Here is a 20,727-nt window from a genome sequence, read left to right as displayed (position 1 = left end):
ATTAGGTCAATATATTGACGCTTCCTGCGCCTTGGCGGATAATGTCAATGTCGCCTGAAGATAAGTCAATTACTGTGGTGGGTTCTGGTGGGCAGTAACCGCCGTCAATGATGATATCCGCCTTGTTTTCTAATGCTTCACGCACATCGTTAATATCATAAAATTCATATCCTTCAAGAATTAAAGAGACGCTCATTAACGGCGTATCAAGTAACTCAAGAATAGCTTGCACCACACTATGTGCAGGGATTCTCAAGCCAATGGTTTTTTTCTTAGGATGTAATAAGCGTTTTGGCACATCAGATGTGCCTTGCAGAATAAAGGTATAAGCACCTGGTAGAATTTTTTTCAATAGACGAAAGGCATTATTATCCAGTTTGGCGTATTCGCCAATGTGTGAAAGATTGCGCATCATCAAAGTAAAGTCGTGGTGCTTGGATAGGTTTCGAATTTTTTTAATGCGTTCCAATCCGTCCTTATTGCCGAGTGCTGTGCCTAACGCATAGCCCGAATCAGTCGGGTAAGCAATCACCCCGCCTGTATTGAGTACATCCACGACTTGTTTGAGCAAACGAGCCTGTGGATTTTGTGGGTGAATTTCTAGCAGTTTTGCCATTTAATGTGTGTTTATCCTACCTGTTGTAACTTTATGCAGAATATAACTAATGTAGGTTTGATAAGGCATTCCTTCGTTCATGGCAATCGCTTTTAATCGATTAATATCATCTTCAAGTAACCGAATACTAATTGATTTCTTTTTAAATAACTTTGTGATGGTGTTAGTAGCCGCCTCTTTTAAAGATTTATTTAATTCATCAAATTCATTTTTTTCAAGCTCAACATAATAACCCTGTTCAAAATCTTTCAAATTTTTCAATTCTGTTGCTGTTTCAATGCTTATTTTTTTCATGCTTTACCTTTTAAATGTTTTTTGGTTTGCTTTCTGCTCGGAAAAATTGTTTTTAAAAAGAAATTGTCTTTTTTCTTTACTAAAGGAACAACATAAGCATAATCGCTAATTTCAATAATAAGACAGTATTGGAGATCTTTGCATAAATATGAATAATCATCAAAACGCCATCTTTCATCAAATTACAAACTTTTTAAAAACACCCTTAGCCCTGCTAGGAGTGGATTTAAAAAATTTCCAATTTAATAAAATCTGTCATTTTGCTAATCATCCCTATTTATGCAAAGGTCTCTATTGATTATTGAAATTTTTACTCGGGTTTTTTGCAATACTTAACAACTTGCCATTGTTGATACTGGTAACCACATCCTCAAAGCAAACTCTTCTTTGCTGTAATAAAAGTTTGTTCTTATCTTCATTCCAAGAAAATTCCATAGATATATATTATATACAATTTATATGCGTTGTATATACTGAGACCTTTGCATAAATATGAATAATCATCAAAACGCCATCTTTCATCAAATTACAAACTTTTTAAAAACACCCTTAGCTCTGCTAGGAGTGGATTTAAAAAATTTCCAATTTAATAAAATCTGTCATTTTGCTAATCATCCCTATTTATGCAAAGGTCTCATACTTTAGGGTATCCCTAATTCCAACTATTCCATATCGTGCGATGCGTGTTAGGAAAATCTTTCAAACGCCCAATTTGCACTCTTTGATTGCCCCAGCCATGATAATCTGAGCCACAAGAATACAACAAATTAGTTTCATCCGCCCACTTAGACATTAAGGTAATTTCTTCGTCTGTGCTATAGGCGGTTATAACTTCTACGCCGTCAAGTCCGGCATTTGATAGATGCGAAAGCATTCGTTGAATTTTAGTATTGGTCATACGGTAACGCAAAGGATGTGCTAATACCGCTTTGCCACCTGCAGCATGAATCCATTCAATCACTGCATCAAACTGTGCCCATTTTCCACCCACACCGCCGGGTTTTTTACCTGTTAAAAAGCGTCTGAATACAGATTTCATATCTTTGCAAATGCCTTCTTGAATAAGCATTTGGGCAAAGTGAGTGCGAGTCAGCATATCAGTTTTAGCGAGTGCCCGGGTTTTTTCCATCGCCCCTACTACGCCTGCACCGCCTAAACCTCGTGCCATTTTTTCGGCTCTAGTTTTACGAAAATCTTGGTGCTGCTTTAGCCCTGAACACAAAATTGGGTTGTTTTTATCAATATTCAGCCCAACAATATGAATGGTCATATTATTCCACATGGCAGATATTTCAACCCCATGAATAAGTTTAATCTGTTGATTGTTTGCTTCTTGTTGTGCCTCAGCCAGCCCATCAGTTGTATCATGGTCGGTGAGTGCAAACACATTACAACCCGACTCTTTTGCCAAACACACGACTTCACTCGGCGACAAAACGCCATCAGAATAATGAGAATGGTTGTGCAAATCAATCATAACTGCCATTATATTGACTATAATTCCACGCATCGTCTTATATGAATTAAATTATGTGCGGAATTATTGGTGGCATTTGTCAAAACAACATTACACCTTTATTGGTTAGTGGGCTTAAACGCTTAGAATATCGTGGTTACGATTCGGCAGGGTTAGTGATTCTAAATGGTGATAACGCCTTGCAACGCGTACGAGCGGCAGGGAAAGTAGTTAATCTTGAAAACAATATTGATTCAAAAACCGTGAATGGCAAAATCGGCATTGCTCACACTCGCTGGGCAACCCATGGCGAACCCACTACAAAAAATGCACACCCGCATATTTGCAATGGTGATGTCGGCGTGGTGCATAATGGTATTATTGAAAATTTTTTAGAGCTCAAAATTGAACAACAGGCACAGGGTTATCACTTTAGCTCTGATACTGATACCGAAATCATTGCCCACGCTATTCATCAAACACTGCAAGATAGTGATGGCTTATTAGCAGCTGTGCAAAAAGCCGTCAAAACTTTTAAAGGTGCGTATGGCATTAGTGTGATTTCACCGAAAAATCCAGGTCATATTATAGTCGCCAGAAGTGGCTCTCCTTTGGTAATTGGCGTGGGTGAAAAAGGCAATTTTGTCGCCTCAGACCAAGTAGCATTATTAGATGTGACTAAACAATTTATTTTTTTAGAAGAAGGTGATATTGCCGATATTACTTTGGATTCTATCACCATTTTTGATAAAAGTGACATACAAGTAGAGCGAAAAATTAAAACTTCAAAACTTCAAAATAGGCAGATTTCAAAAGGCGATTATGCACACTATATGCAAAAAGAAATCTTTGAACAACCACAAGCCATAGCCGACACCTTGGAATCTCGTATCACCAAAGACAAAGTTTTAACTTCGGCGTTTGGATACGAGGCAAAAGATATCTTTGAAAAAATTGAACACATTCAAATCATCGCCTGTGGCACGAGTTACAACGCAGGTTTGGTAGCAAAATATTGGCTAGAAGACATTGCCAAAATTCCCACACACATTGAAGTTGCCAGCGAATATCGCTATCGTAATCCGATTATTTTAGACAATACTTTATTCATCACTATTTCTCAAAGTGGGGAAACTGCTGATACTTTAGAAGCCCTTCGAGCCGTCAAAAAACGCAATGAAAATATCCATTCACTTACGATTTGCAACTGTGCTGAATCTAGTTTAACTCGTGAATCTGAACTGACTTTTTTAACTCACGCTGGCGTAGAAATTGGCGTTGCTAGCACCAAAGCATTTACCACACAATTGGTCTCACTTGCACTTTTATCCGTTGCTATCGGTAGATGTCACGGACAAGTGTCTGCGGAACAAGAAAAGGCAATTGTTACCGGACTCAACCAATTGCCAGGCTTAATTAAAAAAGCATTAGCACAAGAAAATCAAATCATCGAACTTGCCAAAACTTTTAAAAACAAATTCAACGCTCTATTTTTAGGCAGAGGCCCAATGCACGCCATCGCCATGGAAGGCGCTCTCAAACTCAAAGAAATCAGCTACATTCACGCCGAAGCCTACCCCGCAGGCGAACTTAAACACGGCCCCATCGCATTGATTGATAAAGATACCCCCGTCATTGCCGTTGCCCCAAATGATGAACTCTTAGACAAATTAAAATCCAATCTACAAGAGGTTAAATCCCGTGGTTCACAAATGATTGTCTTTGAAGATGAAGATTCTAAAGTTACCCCAATGAATGGTTTAAGTATTATTCCAATTACCAATAACTTAGGTCGTATCACCGCACCGATTATTTTTACTATTCCTTTGCAATTATTAAGCTACCATGTTGCCCTCATTAAAGGCACGAATGTGGACCAACCGCGTAATTTAGCCAAATCGGTTACTGTGGAATAACATTAACTCAGCGTTAATGCCGAATTAACACCCTATCAAGTTTGTCATTATATTTGAGTAAACTTTCCTGATAATCTGTCAATGCTTTAACATAGTCTAACTCAACATCGCGTTTTTCTTGATAAGCGTCAATCAGCACTTCAATTGAAACAGAATTATTTAAATAACCTTTGAGTGTTAAATTAGACTCAGCCCCTACACTAGCCCTTAATTTTTGATAAGTATTAAGTGTCTTTTTTTCTAAATTTAGCCCGACAATCAATGCCTGTGCATCTGCAAGAATATCCTTTAATTTATTGTTGTAATCTATATTGATTTTTTGCAAGTTTAGTCGCGCCACCTGAATATCTTTTTGATTATTCACATCAACACCAATTGGCATAGAAAAACCAAGACCTACAGTATAAAGAACACTTTTGCTCTTGTAATCCGTGGTCATTGTGTTGCCTTTATTATCATTCCTTTCAGCATTAATATTAAAATCTAATTTATAAAGGGATTGATTATTGTGATAATCCAAATCAATCTGCTTTAAACGCTTGTCAATCTCAAATTTCAACAAAGCCCGTACATTATGTTGTAAATATTGTGTTAAATCAGGCATAATTTTTAGGCGTTTGTTGGTATTTATTTGGGGGCTTTCAAACCACAAACTTGAATCATTTAATGCACTCACTAAAGCCCTTTTCAAAGACTGTAATTTGCTATCATTGCTTGATATATCCTGCTTTGCACGCAAAATAGTTGTATTTAATTTTGACCTGTCTCTGGCTTTATTAACTTGAATTATTTTTAATGACTGAGCATAATTTTGGTAAATTTCGGCATTCTTCTGATAAAAATCCCAATCAATAAATTGCTCTAAACGGTCAACTAAAAACCCCTCTTGTGCATCATCAAAATCAAACTTTTCTCGCTCTAAATCTAAAATATCACGATGGTAAGTTTTTAGACTTGATGCATTACTATCATGTCTTAACAATGGATACTTGTAACTAATTTTGTAAGCATTATCAAAAGTAGAAATATTGTACTTAGCATTATTGCCAGTATAAAGTTCGTCTTGCTTGTAACGCGTGATGTCTGTATCTGGCGTTGATCGAGTAGCAGTGAATACTAAACTAGAAGGATTAGATAAAAAACGCTTTGTAACACCAACGCCAAGGGCTTGGGTGTTTTTAAGACGATGTTTTTCGTAAATTTTTGTAGAAGTTGTGTCCTTATCTATATCGTAATAACTATTTGATAACGATGCCGCTAGAATGGCACTCCATCCCGCATAATTTTCTCTACTAGCATCCAGCTCTATCTGTTTAATATTAACATAAATCTGATCTTTCTCAAAATGCGTATCTTGACTTAATACCTTGTCAATAAATGCTTGTTCAGTTAACGCCAAGACATTATTAGCCAATAAAAATAATGCTATGCTAATACCTAATCTGTATTGTTTGCCGTTCATTAGATCGTTCTCCGTTAGATTAAATTAAAGTAGTTCTGTTGTTGTGGCTGGGTTTTTGGGGGATTTGTGGGTGTGGGGTGGTAAGTTGTTAAGGGTAAATAAAAAATAATTAGTGTCAAATAAAAATTCAGTAGTATTAAGTAAAAAGTTGTGGGTATCGGGTAAAAAGTTGTGGATGTTAGGTAAAAAACTGTGGATGTGCGGTGTTTTTTTGTGGGTATTGCTGAATTTGTTCAGTAGTCTGTGTAAAAAATTAATGAATGTCCAAAAACCACTAAGAGTGGCTTGAGGTTTTGATTTCCTATGGATTTCTTTGCTCATTCTCTTATTCTAATTTAGAACAATAAATATCCTATTATAGGATATTTAAAGAGCAACAAAAAAGGTTTATTTAGCTGGAATTACAGTAATTTTTTTGCAAAAACATGGGTTGCTTTAACAAAGCCATTGATACTACCACAATCAAAGCGCTTGCCTTGGAATTGATAGGCAATGACTTTACCTTGTTTGGCAAGGGTCATTAAGGCATCAGTGATTTGAATTTCGCCATTTTTGTCGGCGGGAGTGTCTTTTAAAACTGTAAAAATTTCTGGGGTAAGAATATAGCGACCGATAATCGCCAGATTGCTTGGTGCTTCTACTGCTGTGGGTTTTTCCACCATATTATGCACACGATAGGCGTTGCTTGAATTTGGTAATAATTCGCCATCAATGACGCCATATTTATCCACTTCACTCTCTAGCACTGCTTCGATTGCTACAATGCAACAATCAGGATGTTGTTGATAGAGTTTGGTCATTTGCAACAGCACGCTATCGCTTTCACTGGTACACAAATCATCAGGCAAAATCACGGCAAATGGCGCATTACCAATTAACGCTTGCCCTGTGTAAATAGCATGTCCTAAGCCTAACATTTGCTGCTGTTCGGTATAAGAAAAGTCGCAGTATTCAATCACTTGATTAACTTCATCTAATAAAGATTCTTTGGTTGTGTTTTGAATACTGGCTTCAATTTCTGGGTGGGGTTTAAAGTGATTTTCAATGGCTTTTTTGTGTTTACTTGTTACCATTACCATACTGCAAATGCCCGCACTCATTGCTTCTTCCACGGCATATTGAATTAATGGCTTGGTAAGAATGGGTAGCATTTCTTTGGGGATGGCTTTGGTGGCAGGCAAAAATCTTGTGCCATAACCTGCAACTGGGAAAAGACATTGTTTGATAATACTCACGATTAATCCTGCAAACTTTCTTTAAGGATGACTTTGCCTTTTTCTACGCCTGGCTGGTCGTAGGTGTTAATTTGTAAAAATTCACCGATAGCAGAAACCAATAATTGATAACTAAACATTAACTTGGCAATATTGTATTCATCCACGGTAGAAATGGTAATCACATCGCAAGGGATATCGTCTTGGATTTTAACCGATTCAATGGTAGCATCAGCTTGCTTATTAAGCAAATCATTAAAGCTCAAACCCTCGGCGTATTCTAAACCCAAATTCTTGTCATTAACTTTAGGAATCATGGTGTTGTCCTTTAAATCGGCAATCTTAATAAAGGTAACTGTCTTGTCACGCACACCATCAATAATAAGTTGCAGAAAACTGTGCTGGTCAATAGGACCTGTCAAAGCAATGGGTGTTAGTGCTTGTCGGGTTTTGTTGATGTTAATTTTGCCTAAACTTTCTGCCCAAAGTTGCACATACCATTTGTTAAAACCTTCAAGTGATGAAGAATAAGAAAAAATCGCATTAATATTAAATCGTGCTTTATTTTCTACCAAAAATCGTGCTTTTCTAATAATGGGCTCGTAATAATTAGACTGCTCAAAAAAACTGTTTGACACACGCTTGCAACCATTCAATAAATTGTCAATATCCACACCCACCATCGCAAGTGGCACTAAGCCGACGACGCTAAATGCTGAAAAACGCCCGCCGATATTCTCAGCCAACTCAAAAACTTTGATGTCTTGCTGTTGTGCAAACTTAGTTAGCCCGCTCTTAGCCTCGGAAATAACGGTGCAATTATCACTGTTTATCTCAATCAAAGTGCGTAAATACTTAAATAAACTAATGGTCTCAATAGTATTGCCTGATTTTGAAATCACCACAAGATGTGCATCAGCAATATCAAGTTTGGTCAAGCAATGATTAATTTCAAGCGGGTCAACGGTTTCTAAAAAGACCAAATCTTTTTGATATTTATTTGAGGGTAGTAAAAACTCATAAATCGCTTTAGCACCCAAACTTGAGCCGCCGATGCCAACCACCACGATATGTTTTTGCGTTATCATCTTAGCATACGCCTTAATATCACTGGTCTCCTGATAAGGTAAATCGTAATAACCAATTGTTCCTCGTTCGCTCTGAATGCGTTGGAAAATATCATCATTAGAGTGAATTTGATAGAAGTTTTTATTGTATTCCATTTGCTTATTATAACCATTGGTAGTGATAATCACGCTATAATTTAACACCTATGAGCGACAATACAACAAACAACAAACCCATCGTTAATTTTATCCGTCATCAGATTGACGATGACTTAAATGCAAAATTATACAATGGTATTCAAACACGCTTTCCACCTGAGCCAAACGGCTATTTACATATTGGTCATGCAAAATCTATTTGCCTAAATTTTGGTTTGGCGAAGGATTATAAGGGTAAATGTAATTTGCGTTTTGATGATACTAATCCTGCCAAAGAAGCGTTAGAATTTGTTGAATCCATTAAAAATGATGTGCAATGGCTGGGTTTTGATTGGGAGGCTGAGGTTCGATACAGTTCCAGTTATTTCTCAAAATTTTACCAATATGCGATTGAATTAATTAATAAAGATTTGGCTTATGTGTGTTTTTTGAATGCAGAAGAAACACGGGAATACCGTGGCACGCTAAAAGAAGCAGGTAAAAATAGTCCGCATCGTGAGACTACAAAAGCAGACAATTTAGCATTACTTGCACAGATGAAAGAAGGCAAGTTTTCAGAGGGGGAATGTGTTCTGCGTGCCAAAATTGATATGGCATCGCCGTTTATGTGTATGCGTGACCCTGCTCTTTATCGTATTCGTTTTGACAAACATCATCAAACGAGTAATGAATGGCGAATTTATCCAATGTATGATTTTGCCCATTGCATTAGTGATGCGATTGAAGGCGTTACCCATTCACTTTGTACGCTTGAATTCCAAGATAATCGCCGTTTGTATGATTGGGTGTTGGAAAATTTAGACGATTTTAACCGACCCAATCGCCCACACCAATACGAATTCTCCCGCCTCAATCTTGAATATACGGTAATGAGTAAACGCAAATTACAGCAATTGGTTGAAGATAATTTGGTTTCTGGTTGGGATGACCCACGCTTACCAACACTGTCAGGTTTGCGTCGCCGTGGTTATACGGCTGCCAGTATTCGTGATTTTATCGATAGAATTGGCATCTCAAAAGTTGATAGTATGACCGATATGGCAATTTTAGAAGCGGCTGTGCGTGATGATTTGAATGCCGTCGCACCTCGCACGATGGGAGTTATTGACCCGATTAAAGTCATTATTGAAAACTACCCAGAAACGCAAGTGGAAACTCTGCAAGCCCCTATTCACCCACAAAATGAAGCGATGGGCAAACGGGAAATTTTCTTTTCAAGGGTGCTTTATATTGACAGAGCAGATTTTGAAGAAATTGCACCCAATAAAAAATTTAAACGCCTTGCGATTGGTAAAGAAGTGCGTCTGCGTAACGCCTATGTCATTAACGCCACAACTTTTGACACCGATTTTGACGGCAATGTAACCACAGTATATGCCACTTACGACCCAGAAACTTTGGGTAAAAATCCTGCCGATGGTCGCAAAGTCAAAGGCGTGATTCATTTTGTTGAAGCCAGCAGGGCGATTGAGGCAGAATTTAGATTATACGATAGGTTGTTTACCCTTGAAAACCCTGGTAAAAACGAGCATTTTGAGCAATTACTCAATCCAAAATCTTTAGTAACTACCTATGGCTTTGTTGAGCCAAGTATGAAAAATGCCAAGCCCGAACAGGCGTATCAATTTGAACGAGAAGGTTATTTTTGTCGTGATAATGCGGCTGAGGCAGAGGGTAAATATATTGTCTTTAACAAAACTGTTGGCTTGCGAGATACTTGGAGCAATTGATACTTTTTTTGGAATTAAAGGTTTTAAAAACATAAAAACACAAACACAAATCTTGTAAAATTCTGCTTTAACGGGGCGTAGCGCAGTCTGGTAGCGCACCACGCTGGGGGTGTGGTGGTCACAGGTTCAAATCCTGTTGTCCCGACCATATTAAAATACAATACTAAAAGGCCACACTGTGTTTATACAGTGGTTTCAATTGGGCAGTTTATCCAAGAATATTTGCTGATAGCGTTTATCCCAATCCTTGAATTGAATGGTTTTTTTGTCATCAGGGGCAGTAACGCTCATTTTCTCAAAATCCAGTGTCCAGAATTGTAAATCGGGTTCAACTAATACTGCTTTTGGGTCGTTATGTTGGGTTGGCATATACTGACTGTTTACTCTTAATCGTTTTGGGTTGATGGTATTCAGTAGGGATTTTCCATTGATATTTTTATGTGCTGTCATATTGATAATATCCAAAATGCTTGGCACAATGTCTGCTTGTGATATGGGTGCATTTTGATTGCGTAGTAGTTGGGCAACTTGGGATTTGGGTGCAGAGATTAGTAGTGGGTTATGGATAGTGTCAAGGTGTGGGTTTTGGTTGAATTTTCCAGATTTTCCACCTAACTCTTGCCCATGGTCAGAGGAATAGAATACCCAACTGCTTGGATATTCTGAGCGTATTTTGGTTATTAATTGAGCTAAATACACATCGGTTTTAATGACGGTATTGTCGTAGGCATTGATAGAATTGGGTTTATTTTCAGGTAAGAACTTTTTATGTGCTTGGGTGGAATGTTGTGCATAGGGATAGTGTGAACCGTCCATTTGTAAGACTAAGAAAAATGGTGTCTTTTGCTGCCCCACTTTATCAATATAGGGTATCGCAATTTCATTTAACACCCGCATATCATCAGCACCCTTATGCACCGATGCATTTTTATTCATACGCACTCCATGCCAAAAATAATCCACACTTTTATCAACAAATAAATCCTTAATATTTCCCCAATTCGTGTCTTGTGCACTAATAAATGCGGTCGTATAGCCACGCGCTTTGGCATAATCAAACACAGTGGGGGTTTGGTAAATCCTGCCGTGTGGGTCAATGCCTTCAATGCCGACCAACATATAAGGCACACTTAAACGGGTATGTGTGCCGATACTCAGTGCATTGGTGTATTTAATCAGTTGTTGATTTTTTTCCAGTTGTGCCAATTGTGGTGTGGTATCTCGTGGATAACCATAAATACCCAGATGTGAGAGCGTTAAGGACTCGCCGACAACATACACAATATTCGGTAACCCTACTGTTGATAATTTGCTCGGCGGCACGCTGGGTTTGTCGTGTTTAAATTCCAGCACTTGGTTGCGTGACATTTGCAACAAGGTTGAATAATACGCCAAAGTTGAGTTTTGAAAATTACTCACCCCGTACCAACTGAAAGTTGTCAATAAATATAATAAGGAAAAGCCAACCATATTTAAGCCGTAACGCCATTTTACTATTTTAGTTGGTGTTGTTATTAACCCCAACAAACTATAAACCACCCATACAATCAAAATAGATTTTAAAATATTAAATTGCTCTAACCACAGTGCTAATACCATCGTTGGGTCTTGTGAAAATTCACGAAAACCAAAACTTGATGCAAAACTACGATACACTTCATAATGCGACATTTGCACCAACATCGGCACCGCAATCAGTAAAAAAACAAAAATTTTCCCAATTTTAGACCGCCCAATAATGGGTTGAAGAATGAACAACAAAGATAGCATTGCCAATGAAGTTAAGCCTAAATTAACAAGCACACGCTTAATATCCCAATGTTCTAAAATCCATGCAAAATCACGCACCACAAAGACATCTAACAATATTAGCCCAAGCCAAACGAAAAGTATTGGTTTTATTTGATTGTTTCTAACCATGTGGCAACCGTGTCAATTTCGTTATATTTAGTCAAATCAATCTGCAAAGGTGTTACTGATACATAACGATTGGCAATCGCATAAAAATCTGTACCCACACCATTGTCAGCCTCTTTGCCGTTTTCGCCAATCCAAAATTTCGAACCATCGTCTTTATCAGGCACGCTTTTTTCCGATTGATGGCGCTTACCCAAACGCGTGGTTTGAAACCCTTGAATATCTGCCAATGGCACATCTGGTATATTGACATTAAGAATCGTATCGTGCGATAATTGTGCGTGCGAAATTTGGGCAACCAGCCTCTGAGCAATGATACCTGCGGTATCAAAATGTTTTCCCTCCCAACTAGCTAAAGAAATTGCCAACGATGGCAACCCCAAAAAACGCCCTTCAATCGCCCCTGCCACTGTGCCAGAATAAATCACATCATCACCTAAATTGGCACCAAAATTGATACCCGTTACCACCAAATCAAACACATCGTCCAACATCCCACTGAGTGCCAAATGCACGCAATCGCTCGGTGTCGCATCAACACTGTAAATATTTTTTTTAATTTCAATCGGTTGCAATGCTCTGTTGAGCGTTAAAGAACTGCTAGCAGCAGATTTATTTTCATTCGGTGCAACCACAACCACCTTATGATCTATGGATAAATATTGCACCAAAGTTTTGATACCTTGTGCGTCAAAACCATCGTCGTTACTGATTAATATTTTCATCTTTGATAAGTTTAGTTAAGTGGGATTGTTTAGCACTTACTTTCCCTGCTTTTATTTGTGCAATGGATTCTTAAAAACGCTACAATGCATTGATAATAACTTTTAAACGAGAAACTTAATAGCCTTTTCGTTCTTTGTTAATTAATTCTATCAGAGAAATATGAATAATCATCAAAACGCCATCTTTCATCAAATTACAAACTTTTTAAAAACACCCTTAGCCCTGCTAGGAGTGGATTTAAAAAATTTCCAATTTAATAAAATCTGTCATTTTGCTAATCATCCCTACTTATGCAAAGGTCTCTATCAAAGATTTTGGGTTTCTAATTGCGACATATCCATTGCCTTTGCTCTCAATGAAAAATTACAATTATATCACTATTGTATTGCAACTGTAATTTTATCTTTTTTAACGCCAACTTTAACCGTGCCACCCTTTACCAACTTGCCAAAGAGCAATTCATCAGCAAGTGGCTTACGAATTTCTTTTTCTATTAAACGCGACATTGGTCGTGCGCCCATTTTGGCATCATAGCCATTTTTAGCAAACCATTTTCTTGCCATTTCGGAGACAATCAAAGACACATTTTTTTCTTCCAATGCTGATTCTAATTCGAATAAGAACTTATTGACGACGAAAACAATTGTGTCTTGGTTAAGTGAGTTGAAATAAATCACTTCCGACAAACGATTTCTAAATTCGGGGGTGAAGGCTTTTTTCAATTCTCCTTCATAATCCAACGAATGGTCTTGTTCGTTAAATCCAATCGACGCACGCCCAACGCTTTGTGCACCGATATTTGAAGTCATCACCAAAATTACATTTCTAAAATCAACTTCACGCCCATTCGCATCTGTGAGTTTGCCATTATCCATCACTTGTAGCAATAAATTGAAAATATCAGGATGTGCTTTTTCAACTTCGTCAAGTAACAATACCGCATACGGATTAGAGTTCACAGATTCAGTTAATAACCCACCTTCATCATAGCCGACATAGCCTGGTGGAGAGCCAATTAATTTGGACATTGAGTGGCGTTCCATATATTCACTCATATCAAAACGCAATAATTTAACCCCCATAATACGGGCAAGTTGTTTACAAATCTCAGTTTTTCCAACGCCTGTCGGTCCTGCAAATAAAAATGACCCCATCGGCTTGTCTTCGTGTGCCAAACCCGAACGGGATAATTTGATGGCGGTGGACAGGCTTTCTACCGCGGTTTCTTGCCCGAATACACCGAGTTTGAGTTCGGATTCTAAATTTTTTAACAATGATTTATCATCATTGGTCACTTGACGAGAGGGAATACGAGCCAATTTGGCAATAATGTCTTCAATATCCCCAACGCCAATATTGGTTTTTCGTTTAGATTTTGGCTGAATTTGTTGTAATGCACCAACTTCATCAATTACATCAATCGCCTTGTCTGGCAGGCGACGGTCATTTATATAGCGATGTGAAAGTTCCACTGCGGATACCAATGACGCTTTAGAATATTTGACTTTGTGATGCTCTTGATAATATTTTTTTAAACCGTGCAAAATCTTAATCGTATCATCAACTGAAGGCTCATCAATATCAACTTTTTGAAAACGGCGTGTGAGTGCATGGTCTTTTTCAAATACTTTGCGATATTCTTCATAAGTGGTTGAACCCATACATTTTAATGAACCATCGGCTAATGCAGGTTTGAGTAAATTTGACGCATCTAACGCACTCCCCGAAACACTGCCTGCCCCAACTATCGTGTGGATTTCATCAATAAACAAAATGGCACCTGGAATTGCTTCTAACTCACTCAACACCCCTTTTAAACGCTTTTCAAAGTCCCCACGATATTTTGTACCCGCAATCAATACGCCAACATCAAGTGAATAAATACTGGCATCTTTCAACACTTCTGGCACTTTGCCATCAACAATTTTTTTAGCAATACCTTGTGCGATTGCCGTTTTACCCACCCCTGCTTGCCCCACAAATAATGGGTTGTTTTTGCGTCGTCTGGACAAAATCTGCACGGTGCGTAATACTTCCTCCTCCCTGCCAAGTAGCGGATCAATCTTGCCCAACTTGGCTTTTTCACACAGGTTGACAGTGTAAGTCTCTAATGTTGTTTTTTTGGCTTTTTTAGGTTTGTTGGCAACCCGACTAAATCGGTATTCTTCTTCGTAATAGGCTGTTTGTGTGGCAATCGCTTCCATCACTTCAAGACGGGAAACATCATTTTGTTTTAATAAGTACACCGCATAAGATTCTTGCTCTGCAAAAATACTGACTAAAATATTCATCGCATAAACAGTATTTTTTTGTGCAGACTGTGCTTGATAAACACTGCGTTGTAACACCCGCTGAAAACCAACAGTCGGCACAATATCCGTTTCCGAAGCCTGAGGAATAAGCGGCGTATGTGTATCAATATAATCCTCCAACTCAAGGCGTAATTCATCAAGATTAATGCGTTTATTGCGTAAAAAACTCACCACTTCATCAATATTAAACAGAGCAATAAGCAAATGCTCAACCGTCACAAATTCCAAACGATTATTACGCGCTTTGGTCATAATAGTGTTGATTTCTTGTTGTAAGGCAGTTTCAATCATAACGGTATTATACTGAGACCTTTGCATAAATATGAATAATCATCAAAACGCCATCTTTCATCAAATTACAAACTTTTTAAAAACACCCTTAGCCCTGCTAGGAGTGGATTTAAAAAATTTCCAATTTAATAAAATCTGTCATTTTGCTAATCATCCCTATTTATGCAAAGGTCTCATACTATTTTTCTAATTCTCTGATAACACACATCAACGGCTGTTCATTTTCACGGGCAAACTTAATCACCTGCTCTACTTTCGTCTGTGCTACATCGTGCGAATAAATACCACATACTCCTTCGCCGTCCAAATGCACTTTAATCATAATCGCATGTGCTGCCTCTTCATTTTTGGCAAAAAATCGTTGCACTACTTCAATGACAAAATCCATTTCTGTATAGTCATCATTCAACAACAGCACTTGAAACTGACTGGGTTTTTTGAGTTTTGGCTTTGCCGTTTTGGTAATCGTTTCGTCCATTTTTAATGATGGGTAAAAAAGGAGCTATTTTACATTAAAATAGACTATTTATTTTTACAGCAATCATTATGGAAAGTATTCACAACGATAAAATCCTTATTCTTGATTTCGGTTCGCAATACACACAATTAATTGCCCGTCGTGTGCGTGAAATCGGTGTTTATTGTGAATTATTTCCTTATGATGTTGACGACAGTTTTATTAAGGCATTTAATCCAAAGGGTATCATTCTTTCAGGTGGTCCTGATACCGTTACTTTGGATGATTCTGCCAGAGCACCGAAAATTATTTTTGACCTTGATATACCGATATTGGGCATCTGCTACGGCATGCAAACGATGGCAACGCAACTCGGTGGCTTGGCAGTGTCAGCGGATAAACACGAATATGGTTTTGCCAAAGTGCGTGCGCGTAATCACTCACATTTACTCGGTGATATTGCCGATGAAACCAATAATGAAGGACACGGACTATTGGATGTGTGGATGAGTCATGGCATTAAAGTGCAAAAATTACCCGAAGGATTTAAACTGATTGCTTCTACTGATAATTGTGAAATTGCGGGTTTTGCGAATGTGGAAAAACATTATTACGGCTTACAATTTCACCCAGAAGTTACACACACCAAACAAGGGGAACATATTTTAAATCGCTTTGTTACAGGTATTTGTGAATGTGAAAAAAATTGGACAACGGATAATATTATTGCCAATTTGGTGCAAAATTTAAAAGAACAGATTGGTGATGGCAATGTTTTACTTGGGCTATCAGGCGGTGTAGATTCATCTGTCGTTGCCGTGCTGTTACACGAAGCTATTGGTGACCAACTCACTTGTGTATTCGTTGATAACGGGCTATTACGACTGAATGAAGGTGATGAAGTCATGCAAACTTTTGCTGACAATATGGGTGTGAAAGTTATCCGTGCCAACGCCCAAGATAAATTTTACAACGCCTTAGCCGACGAATCCGAGCCAGAAGCAAAACGCAAAATAATCGGTCATGCCTTCATCGAAGTATTTGAAGAAGAAGCTCGTCATCTTGATGACATTAAATTTTTAGCACAAGGCACGATTTACCCTGATGTGATTGAATCTGCAGGGACAAAATCAGGCAAAGCCAAAGTTATTAAATCTCATCATAATGTCGGTGGGTTGCCTGATGATTTAGCATTTGAATTAGTCGAGCCACTCAAAGAATTATTTAAAGACGAAGTCCGCACCATCGGTGTCAAACTCGGCATTCCTGCCCATATGCTTTACCGCCACCCCTTCCCAGGACCAGGTTTAGGTGTGCGTATTTTAGGGCAAGTTAAAGCAGAATATGCTGATATTTTGCGTGAAGCTGATGCTATTTTTATGGATGAATTATATAAAAATGATTTATACGATAAAGTCAATCAAGCCTTTGCCGTATTCTTGCCAATTAAATCAGTTGGTGTTACTGGCGATGAACGCCGTTATGATTTCGTCATTGCCCTGCGTGCCGTTGAAACCATTGACTTTATGACGGCTCGATGGGCAAGATTACCGTATGATTTTTTAGACATCGTTTCTAATCGCATCATCAACGAAATCTCCCGAATTTCTCGGGTAGTGTATGACATTTCAGGTAAACCCCCCGCCACGATTGAATGGGAATAACCACAGATAAAGAATGGATGACACTCGCTATCCAACAAGCAAAACTCGCTGAAAAAATAGACGAAGTCCCCGTCGGTGCAGTGCTAGTCCAAGACGGACAACTCATCGCTCAAGCCCACAATCAACCTATCAAAAATAATGACCCGACCGCTCACGCAGAAATTCAACTATTGCGTCAAGCAGGCAAAAAACTCGGCAATTACCGCCTACCGAACACGACTTTATATGTCAGTTTAGAACCTTGCACAATGTGTTTAGGAGCAATGATTCACGCCCGAGTTTCTCGTATTGTGTTTGGTGCTTATGATGAAAAAACAGGGGTTTGTGGATCATGCCAAGACTTATCAAAGAGTGATTGTTTTAATCACACTATTGAAGTTGAAGGTGGCATACTCGCTGATGAATGCAGGGATTTATTACAACAGTTTTTCAAACACCGTCGCTAAACTGTATACATTCCACCATTGATGTGAAGCGTCTGTGCAGTGATATATGAACCGCCATCCCCTGCTAAAAATAACACAGCATTAGCAATTTCTTCTACCGAGCCCAATCTACCCATCGGAATTTGCTTTGCCAACGCATCTTTTTGCTCTTCTGGTAATGCATTGGTCATATCAGTTTCAATAAAACCAGGCGCCACTGCATTCACGGTAATGCCACGAGTGCCAACTTCACGAGCAAGCGACTTAGTAAAACCCATAATGCCCGCTTTTGCAGCAGCATAGTTAGTTTGCCCAGCATTACCCATTGCACCAACAACTGAAGCGATTGAAATAATACGACCTGATTTTTTCTTCATCATACCCCGTAAAACAGCTTTTGACATTTTATAAACAGACGCTAAATTAGTATTCATAATATCGTCCCATTCATCTTCTTTCATACGCATCAATAAATTATCACGAGTGATACCAGCATTGTTAATTAAAATATCAACTACACCATAAGTATCAGCAATAGATTTCATTACCTCAGAAATTTGGTCATTATTGGTAACATTGAGTGCCATTCCTACACCTAAAACACCGTTTTCTTTAAGCGTTGCACTGATTGCATCTGCACCTTTATCGCTGGTTGCTGTGCCGATAATGGTAGCACCTGCTGCACCTAAAGTTAAAGCGATTGCTTGTCCAATACCACGACTTGCACCTGTCACTAAAACGATTTTTCCTATTAGGTTATTCATTATTTTATCTCCTCTAAAGTTGCTGCAACGCTTATTGTGTCTAAAACAGCGTTTACTGTTAATGCTTTTTCAATTCTACGCGTCAAGCCAGTTAATACTTTTCCTGGTCCTGACTCAATCAATTTTTCTACACCCATACTGTGCATTGCTTGCACCGTGCCTGTCCATAAAACTGGCTTATGTAATTGTGCTACTAATTTAGCACGCATATCATCTACATCTATTGCTATTTTTGCATCTACATTGTGCAATACATCTACACTGCCTATCTTAAAATTTACATTTTGCACCGCATTTGCAAAAACAGTCGCTGCATTATTCATTAAAGAACAATGTGAAGGTACACTCACTGGCAATACTACGGCTCGTTTTGCACCTGCTGCTTTCATCAAATCACAAGTTGCATCTACGGATTCTTTATTACCTGCAATCACTACCTGTCCATTAGCATTAAAATTCACCGCTTCAACAACACCTTCACCTGGATAATTTGCACAAACTTTAACCACAGTTTCATCATCCAAGCCTAAAATTGCTGCCATCGCACCTACACCCACAGGCACTGCAGATTGCATCAATTCTGCACGCTTACGAACCAATTGAATGCCGTCAGCAAATCCAAGTGAACCCGCGGCAACTAAAGCTGTATATTCCCCCAAACTATGCCCTGCCATACAAACTGGTGATAAATTCATTTCATTGCTCAACACTCGATAAGTTGCATAACCTGCTGCCAACATTGCTGGTTGCGTATTCTGCGTTTGATTAAGTCCGTCCTGATCTTCTTGCGTGAGTTTCCATAAGTCAAAACCCAAAACATCACTCGCTTCTTCAAAAGTCGCCTTAACCGAAGCAAAGTTGTCCGCCAAATCAGACAGCATACCAAGAGATTGTGAGCCCTGTCCAGGGAATATAAGTGAATATTTCATAATAAGTCCTTTAAATTATTGGTATTATTTTAAGCAATAAAAAAGCACCCGAAAGTGCTTTTTTTAAATACTGTGTAATCAATAAATTATGCAGCTTCAATAGAAACGGTTTGACGCATAAATTTACCTTTTTTAGCAAAAACCACTTTACCGTCTGCAGTTGCAAATAAAGTATCGTCTTTACCTTTGCGGACATTAGTGCCTGGATGAAATTTAGTGCCTCTTTGACGCACTAAAATGTTGCCAGCTAACACAACTTGGCCACCAAATCTTTTAACGCCTAATCTTTTTGATACGGAATCTCTACCGTTATTAGTACTACCGCCTGCTTTCTTATGTGCCATGGTATTTCTCTCCTACGAATTAATTTTGGTAATTTCAATCTCAGTGAACAACTGTCTGTGTCCTTGTTGCTTCATTGAGTGCTTACGACGACGGAATTTAAGGATATGTACCTTTTTACCTTTGCCTTGCGAAACTACTTTTGCCACAACAGTTGCTTTTGCAACAGTTGGCGCGCCAATTTGAACCTTATCACCATCAGCAACCATTAACACCTCGTCAAAGGTAATGCTCTTGCCTGGTTCAACTTCTAATTTTTCAACTTTTAATGTGGTGCCCTGTTCAACTTTAAATTGTTGCCCACCTGTTTTAAATACTGCGTACATAATAAATCTACTTGTGTTTCTTAAAAATGGGCAATTATACGCTAAGGGGCTTACCTATGAAAGGTATAATTTGCATTTTTTCTATAAACACATTGATATGATTATTCTTAAAACTAATATAGGCGATATTCACATTGAATTAGACACCAAAAAAGCACCAAAAACTGCTAAAAATTTTACTGCCTATGTCAAAGATGGCTTTTACGACGGTACAATTTTTCACCGTGTAATTAGAAACTTTATGGCACAAGGTGGCGGATTTACCGAAGAAATGAAAGAAAAATCGACCAAAAAAGAAATTGAAAATGAAGCAAAAAATGGCTTAAAAAATACCAAATACACGGTAGCAATGGCAAGAACAATGATGCCTCACTCGGCAAGTTCACAATTTTTTATCAATACTTCAGATAATAGTTTTTTAGATTATCCTGGGCAAGATGGCTGGGGCTATTGCGTATTTGGCGAAGTGATAAAAGGTTTTGATGTGGTTGATGCGATGAATAAAGTGAATACTGGCAATAAAGGTGGGCACGCTGATGTGCCAGAAGACGCGATTATCATCAAAAAAGCGACTGTAAAAACCGCTGCCAAGAAAAAACCTGCGGTTAAAAAGACAATGGCAAAGAAAACTGCCACCAAAAAACCCGTAACCAAGAAGGT

The 20,727-nt window shown here is 38.4% G+C and carries 21 protein-coding genes, 1 tRNA gene and 1 pseudogene; 9 read left to right on the top strand and 14 right to left on the bottom strand.

All coding sequences use genetic code 11. The features are described 5' to 3' along the window. Position 1 precedes the first annotated feature (1 nt). A complete protein-coding gene (locus AB8525_RS07375) occupies positions 2-616 on the bottom strand; it encodes an L-threonylcarbamoyladenylate synthase (RefSeq protein WP_369177165.1) in 615 nt (204 codons plus the stop codon). Continuing rightward, positions 617-910, bottom strand: a complete 294-nt coding sequence (locus AB8525_RS07370) for an antitoxin (protein ID WP_369177163.1) — start codon at positions 908-910, stop codon at positions 617-619. 148 nt (positions 911-1,058) lie between these two features. Between AB8525_RS07370 and AB8525_RS07365 the strand changes: the two genes are divergently transcribed. Both AB8525_RS07365 and AB8525_RS07360 read left to right on the top strand, forming a co-directional pair. Then, positions 1,059-1,208: a hypothetical protein gene (locus AB8525_RS07365; protein ID WP_369150050.1), complete on the top strand. Its 150-nt coding sequence runs from the start codon at positions 1,059-1,061 to the stop codon at positions 1,206-1,208. 194 nt (positions 1,209-1,402) lie between these two features. Beyond that, positions 1,403-1,555, top strand: a complete 153-nt coding sequence (locus AB8525_RS07360; protein ID WP_369150519.1) for a hypothetical protein — start codon at positions 1,403-1,405, stop codon at positions 1,553-1,555. A gap of 7 nt (positions 1,556-1,562) precedes the next feature. Here the strand turns inward: AB8525_RS07360 and AB8525_RS07355 are convergent, their stop codons facing one another. Beyond that, positions 1,563-2,420, bottom strand: a complete 858-nt coding sequence (locus tag AB8525_RS07355) for a PHP domain-containing protein (RefSeq protein WP_369150518.1) — start codon at positions 2,418-2,420, stop codon at positions 1,563-1,565. A 20-nt stretch (positions 2,421-2,440) separates the two neighbouring features. Between AB8525_RS07355 and glmS the strand changes: the two genes are divergently transcribed. Next, positions 2,441-4,282, top strand: a complete 1,842-nt coding sequence (gene glmS, locus AB8525_RS07350; protein WP_369150515.1) for a glutamine--fructose-6-phosphate transaminase (isomerizing) — start codon at positions 2,441-2,443, stop codon at positions 4,280-4,282. A gap of 13 nt (positions 4,283-4,295) precedes the next feature. Here glmS and AB8525_RS07345 read toward each other — a convergent pair whose 3' ends face one another. From AB8525_RS07345 to AB8525_RS07335, 3 genes are all read right to left on the bottom strand, one after another. After that, positions 4,296-5,744: a TolC family protein gene (locus tag AB8525_RS07345; RefSeq protein ID WP_369150513.1), complete on the bottom strand. Its 1,449-nt coding sequence runs from the start codon at positions 5,742-5,744 to the stop codon at positions 4,296-4,298. A 401-nt stretch (positions 5,745-6,145) separates the two neighbouring features. Further along, positions 6,146-6,979 (bottom strand): UTP--glucose-1-phosphate uridylyltransferase GalU, encoded by an 834-nt coding sequence (gene galU / locus AB8525_RS07340; protein WP_369177161.1) that lies wholly within the window; start codon positions 6,977-6,979, stop codon positions 6,146-6,148. 2 nt (positions 6,980-6,981) lie between these two features. After that, positions 6,982-8,181, bottom strand: a complete 1,200-nt coding sequence (locus AB8525_RS07335; RefSeq protein ID WP_369179039.1) for a glucose-6-phosphate isomerase — start codon at positions 8,179-8,181, stop codon at positions 6,982-6,984. A gap of 50 nt (positions 8,182-8,231) precedes the next feature. Here AB8525_RS07335 and AB8525_RS07330 point away from each other — a divergent pair, with 50 nt between their 5' ends. Beyond that, complete coding sequence (locus tag AB8525_RS07330) at positions 8,232-9,914, top strand: glutamine--tRNA ligase/YqeY domain fusion protein (RefSeq protein WP_369177159.1); 1,683 nt, start codon at positions 8,232-8,234, stop codon at positions 9,912-9,914. 71 nt (positions 9,915-9,985) lie between these two features. Next, positions 9,986-10,062 (top strand) — tRNA-Pro (locus tag AB8525_RS07325). Positions 10,063-10,109: 47 nt separating this feature from the next. On the opposite strand, the gene AB8525_RS07320 is transcribed toward AB8525_RS07325, so the two are convergent. The 3 genes from AB8525_RS07320 to clpA all read right to left on the bottom strand — a co-directional run bounded on the left by AB8525_RS07320 (position 10,110) and on the right by clpA (position 15,160). Then, a complete protein-coding gene (locus AB8525_RS07320) occupies positions 10,110-11,780 on the bottom strand; it encodes a phosphoethanolamine transferase (RefSeq protein ID WP_369177158.1) in 1,671 nt (556 codons plus the stop codon). A gap of 32 nt (positions 11,781-11,812) precedes the next feature. Beyond that, complete coding sequence (gene surE / locus AB8525_RS07315; RefSeq protein WP_369177156.1) at positions 11,813-12,556, bottom strand: 5'/3'-nucleotidase SurE; 744 nt, start codon at positions 12,554-12,556, stop codon at positions 11,813-11,815. Positions 12,557-12,934: 378 nt separating this feature from the next. Then, positions 12,935-15,160: an ATP-dependent Clp protease ATP-binding subunit ClpA gene (gene clpA, locus AB8525_RS07310; RefSeq protein ID WP_369179037.1), complete on the bottom strand. Its 2,226-nt coding sequence runs from the start codon at positions 15,158-15,160 to the stop codon at positions 12,935-12,937. Between the two features lie 31 nt (positions 15,161-15,191). Between clpA and AB8525_RS07305 the strand changes: the two genes are divergently transcribed. Then, a complete protein-coding gene (locus AB8525_RS07305; RefSeq protein ID WP_369150498.1) occupies positions 15,192-15,350 on the top strand; it encodes a hypothetical protein in 159 nt (52 codons plus the stop codon). Here AB8525_RS07305 and clpS read toward each other — a convergent pair. Beyond that, complete coding sequence (gene clpS / locus AB8525_RS07300) at positions 15,339-15,638, bottom strand: ATP-dependent Clp protease adapter ClpS (protein ID WP_369150496.1); 300 nt, start codon at positions 15,636-15,638, stop codon at positions 15,339-15,341. The two genes, AB8525_RS07305 and clpS, sit on opposite strands and share 12 nt — an antisense overlap. Before the next feature lie 68 nt (positions 15,639-15,706). Between clpS and guaA the strand changes: the two genes are divergently transcribed. After that, the gene (guaA, locus tag AB8525_RS07295; protein ID WP_369177154.1) at positions 15,707-17,281 is read left to right on the top strand and encodes a glutamine-hydrolyzing GMP synthase; all 1,575 of its coding nucleotides are present in this window, start codon (positions 15,707-15,709) and stop codon (positions 17,279-17,281) included. Further along, entirely contained in the window at positions 17,272-17,727 is a 456-nt protein-coding gene (tadA, locus tag AB8525_RS07290) for a tRNA adenosine(34) deaminase TadA (RefSeq protein ID WP_369177153.1), read from the top strand. Before guaA ends, tadA begins: the two co-directional genes overlap by 10 nt. On the opposite strand, the gene fabG is transcribed toward tadA, so the two are convergent. The 4 genes from fabG to rplU form a co-directional block, all read right to left on the bottom strand. Continuing rightward, a complete protein-coding gene (fabG, locus tag AB8525_RS07285) occupies positions 17,724-18,470 on the bottom strand; it encodes a 3-oxoacyl-ACP reductase FabG (RefSeq protein ID WP_369177152.1) in 747 nt (248 codons plus the stop codon). The two genes, tadA and fabG, sit on opposite strands and share 4 nt — an antisense overlap. Continuing rightward, positions 18,470-19,399 carry an ACP S-malonyltransferase gene (gene fabD, locus AB8525_RS07280; RefSeq protein ID WP_369177150.1) on the bottom strand — a complete coding sequence of 310 codons (930 nt, stop codon included), beginning with the start codon at positions 19,397-19,399 and terminating at the stop codon, positions 18,470-18,472. The genes fabG and fabD overlap by 1 nt, the downstream gene beginning before the upstream one ends. A gap of 86 nt (positions 19,400-19,485) precedes the next feature. Then, positions 19,486-19,743, bottom strand: a complete 258-nt coding sequence (rpmA, locus tag AB8525_RS07275; RefSeq protein ID WP_369150483.1) for a 50S ribosomal protein L27 — start codon at positions 19,741-19,743, stop codon at positions 19,486-19,488. Positions 19,744-19,755: 12 nt separating this feature from the next. Next, positions 19,756-20,067 carry a 50S ribosomal protein L21 gene (gene rplU, locus AB8525_RS07270; protein WP_369150481.1) on the bottom strand — a complete coding sequence of 104 codons (312 nt, stop codon included), beginning with the start codon at positions 20,065-20,067 and terminating at the stop codon, positions 19,756-19,758. A gap of 97 nt (positions 20,068-20,164) precedes the next feature. On the opposite strand from rplU, the pseudogene AB8525_RS07265 reads away from it, so the two are divergent. After that, positions 20,165-20,644, top strand: a pseudogene (locus tag AB8525_RS07265) (peptidylprolyl isomerase); the annotation flags it as partial. Positions 20,645-20,727: the final 83 nt, after the last annotated feature.

Source organism: Candidatus Thiodubiliella endoseptemdiera (assembly GCF_964212635.1).
Taxonomy (GTDB): Bacteria; Pseudomonadota; Gammaproteobacteria; order PS1; family Pseudothioglobaceae; genus Thiodubiliella; species Thiodubiliella endoseptemdiera.
This window is presented reverse-complemented; position numbering and strand designations above follow the sequence as displayed.

Bases quoted from the DNA above. Each gene is read 5' to 3' on its own strand.
- AB8525_RS07375 (WP_369177165.1), bottom strand. From the start codon at position 616: ATGGCAAAACTGCTAGAAATTCACCCACAAAATCCACAGGCTCGTTTG.
- AB8525_RS07370 (WP_369177163.1), bottom strand. From the start codon at position 910: ATGAAAAAAATAAGCATTGAAACAGCAACAGAATTGAAAAATTTGAAA.
- AB8525_RS07365 (WP_369150050.1), top strand. From the start codon at position 1,059: ATGAATAATCATCAAAACGCCATCTTTCATCAAATTACAAACTTTTTA.
- AB8525_RS07360 (WP_369150519.1), top strand. From the start codon at position 1,403: ATGAATAATCATCAAAACGCCATCTTTCATCAAATTACAAACTTTTTA.
- AB8525_RS07355 (WP_369150518.1), bottom strand. From the start codon at position 2,420: ATGCGTGGAATTATAGTCAATATAATGGCAGTTATGATTGATTTGCAC.
- glmS (WP_369150515.1), top strand. From the start codon at position 2,441: ATGTGCGGAATTATTGGTGGCATTTGTCAAAACAACATTACACCTTTA.
- AB8525_RS07345 (WP_369150513.1), bottom strand. From the start codon at position 5,744: ATGAACGGCAAACAATACAGATTAGGTATTAGCATAGCATTATTTTTA.
- AB8525_RS07335 (WP_369179039.1), bottom strand. From the start codon at position 8,181: ATGGAATACAATAAAAACTTCTATCAAATTCACTCTAATGATGATATT.
- AB8525_RS07330 (WP_369177159.1), top strand. From the start codon at position 8,232: ATGAGCGACAATACAACAAACAACAAACCCATCGTTAATTTTATCCGT.
- surE (WP_369177156.1), bottom strand. From the start codon at position 12,556: ATGAAAATATTAATCAGTAACGACGATGGTTTTGACGCACAAGGTATC.
- clpA (WP_369179037.1), bottom strand. From the start codon at position 15,160: ATGATTGAAACTGCCTTACAACAAGAAATCAACACTATTATGACCAAA.
- AB8525_RS07305 (WP_369150498.1), top strand. From the start codon at position 15,192: ATGAATAATCATCAAAACGCCATCTTTCATCAAATTACAAACTTTTTA.
- clpS (WP_369150496.1), bottom strand. From the start codon at position 15,638: ATGGACGAAACGATTACCAAAACGGCAAAGCCAAAACTCAAAAAACCC.
- guaA (WP_369177154.1), top strand. From the start codon at position 15,707: ATGGAAAGTATTCACAACGATAAAATCCTTATTCTTGATTTCGGTTCG.
- tadA (WP_369177153.1), top strand. From the start codon at position 17,272: ATGGGAATAACCACAGATAAAGAATGGATGACACTCGCTATCCAACAA.
- fabG (WP_369177152.1), bottom strand. From the start codon at position 18,470: ATGAATAACCTAATAGGAAAAATCGTTTTAGTGACAGGTGCAAGTCGT.
- fabD (WP_369177150.1), bottom strand. From the start codon at position 19,399: ATGAAATATTCACTTATATTCCCTGGACAGGGCTCACAATCTCTTGGT.
- rpmA (WP_369150483.1), bottom strand. From the start codon at position 19,743: ATGGCACATAAGAAAGCAGGCGGTAGTACTAATAACGGTAGAGATTCC.
- rplU (WP_369150481.1), bottom strand. From the start codon at position 20,067: ATGTACGCAGTATTTAAAACAGGTGGGCAACAATTTAAAGTTGAACAG.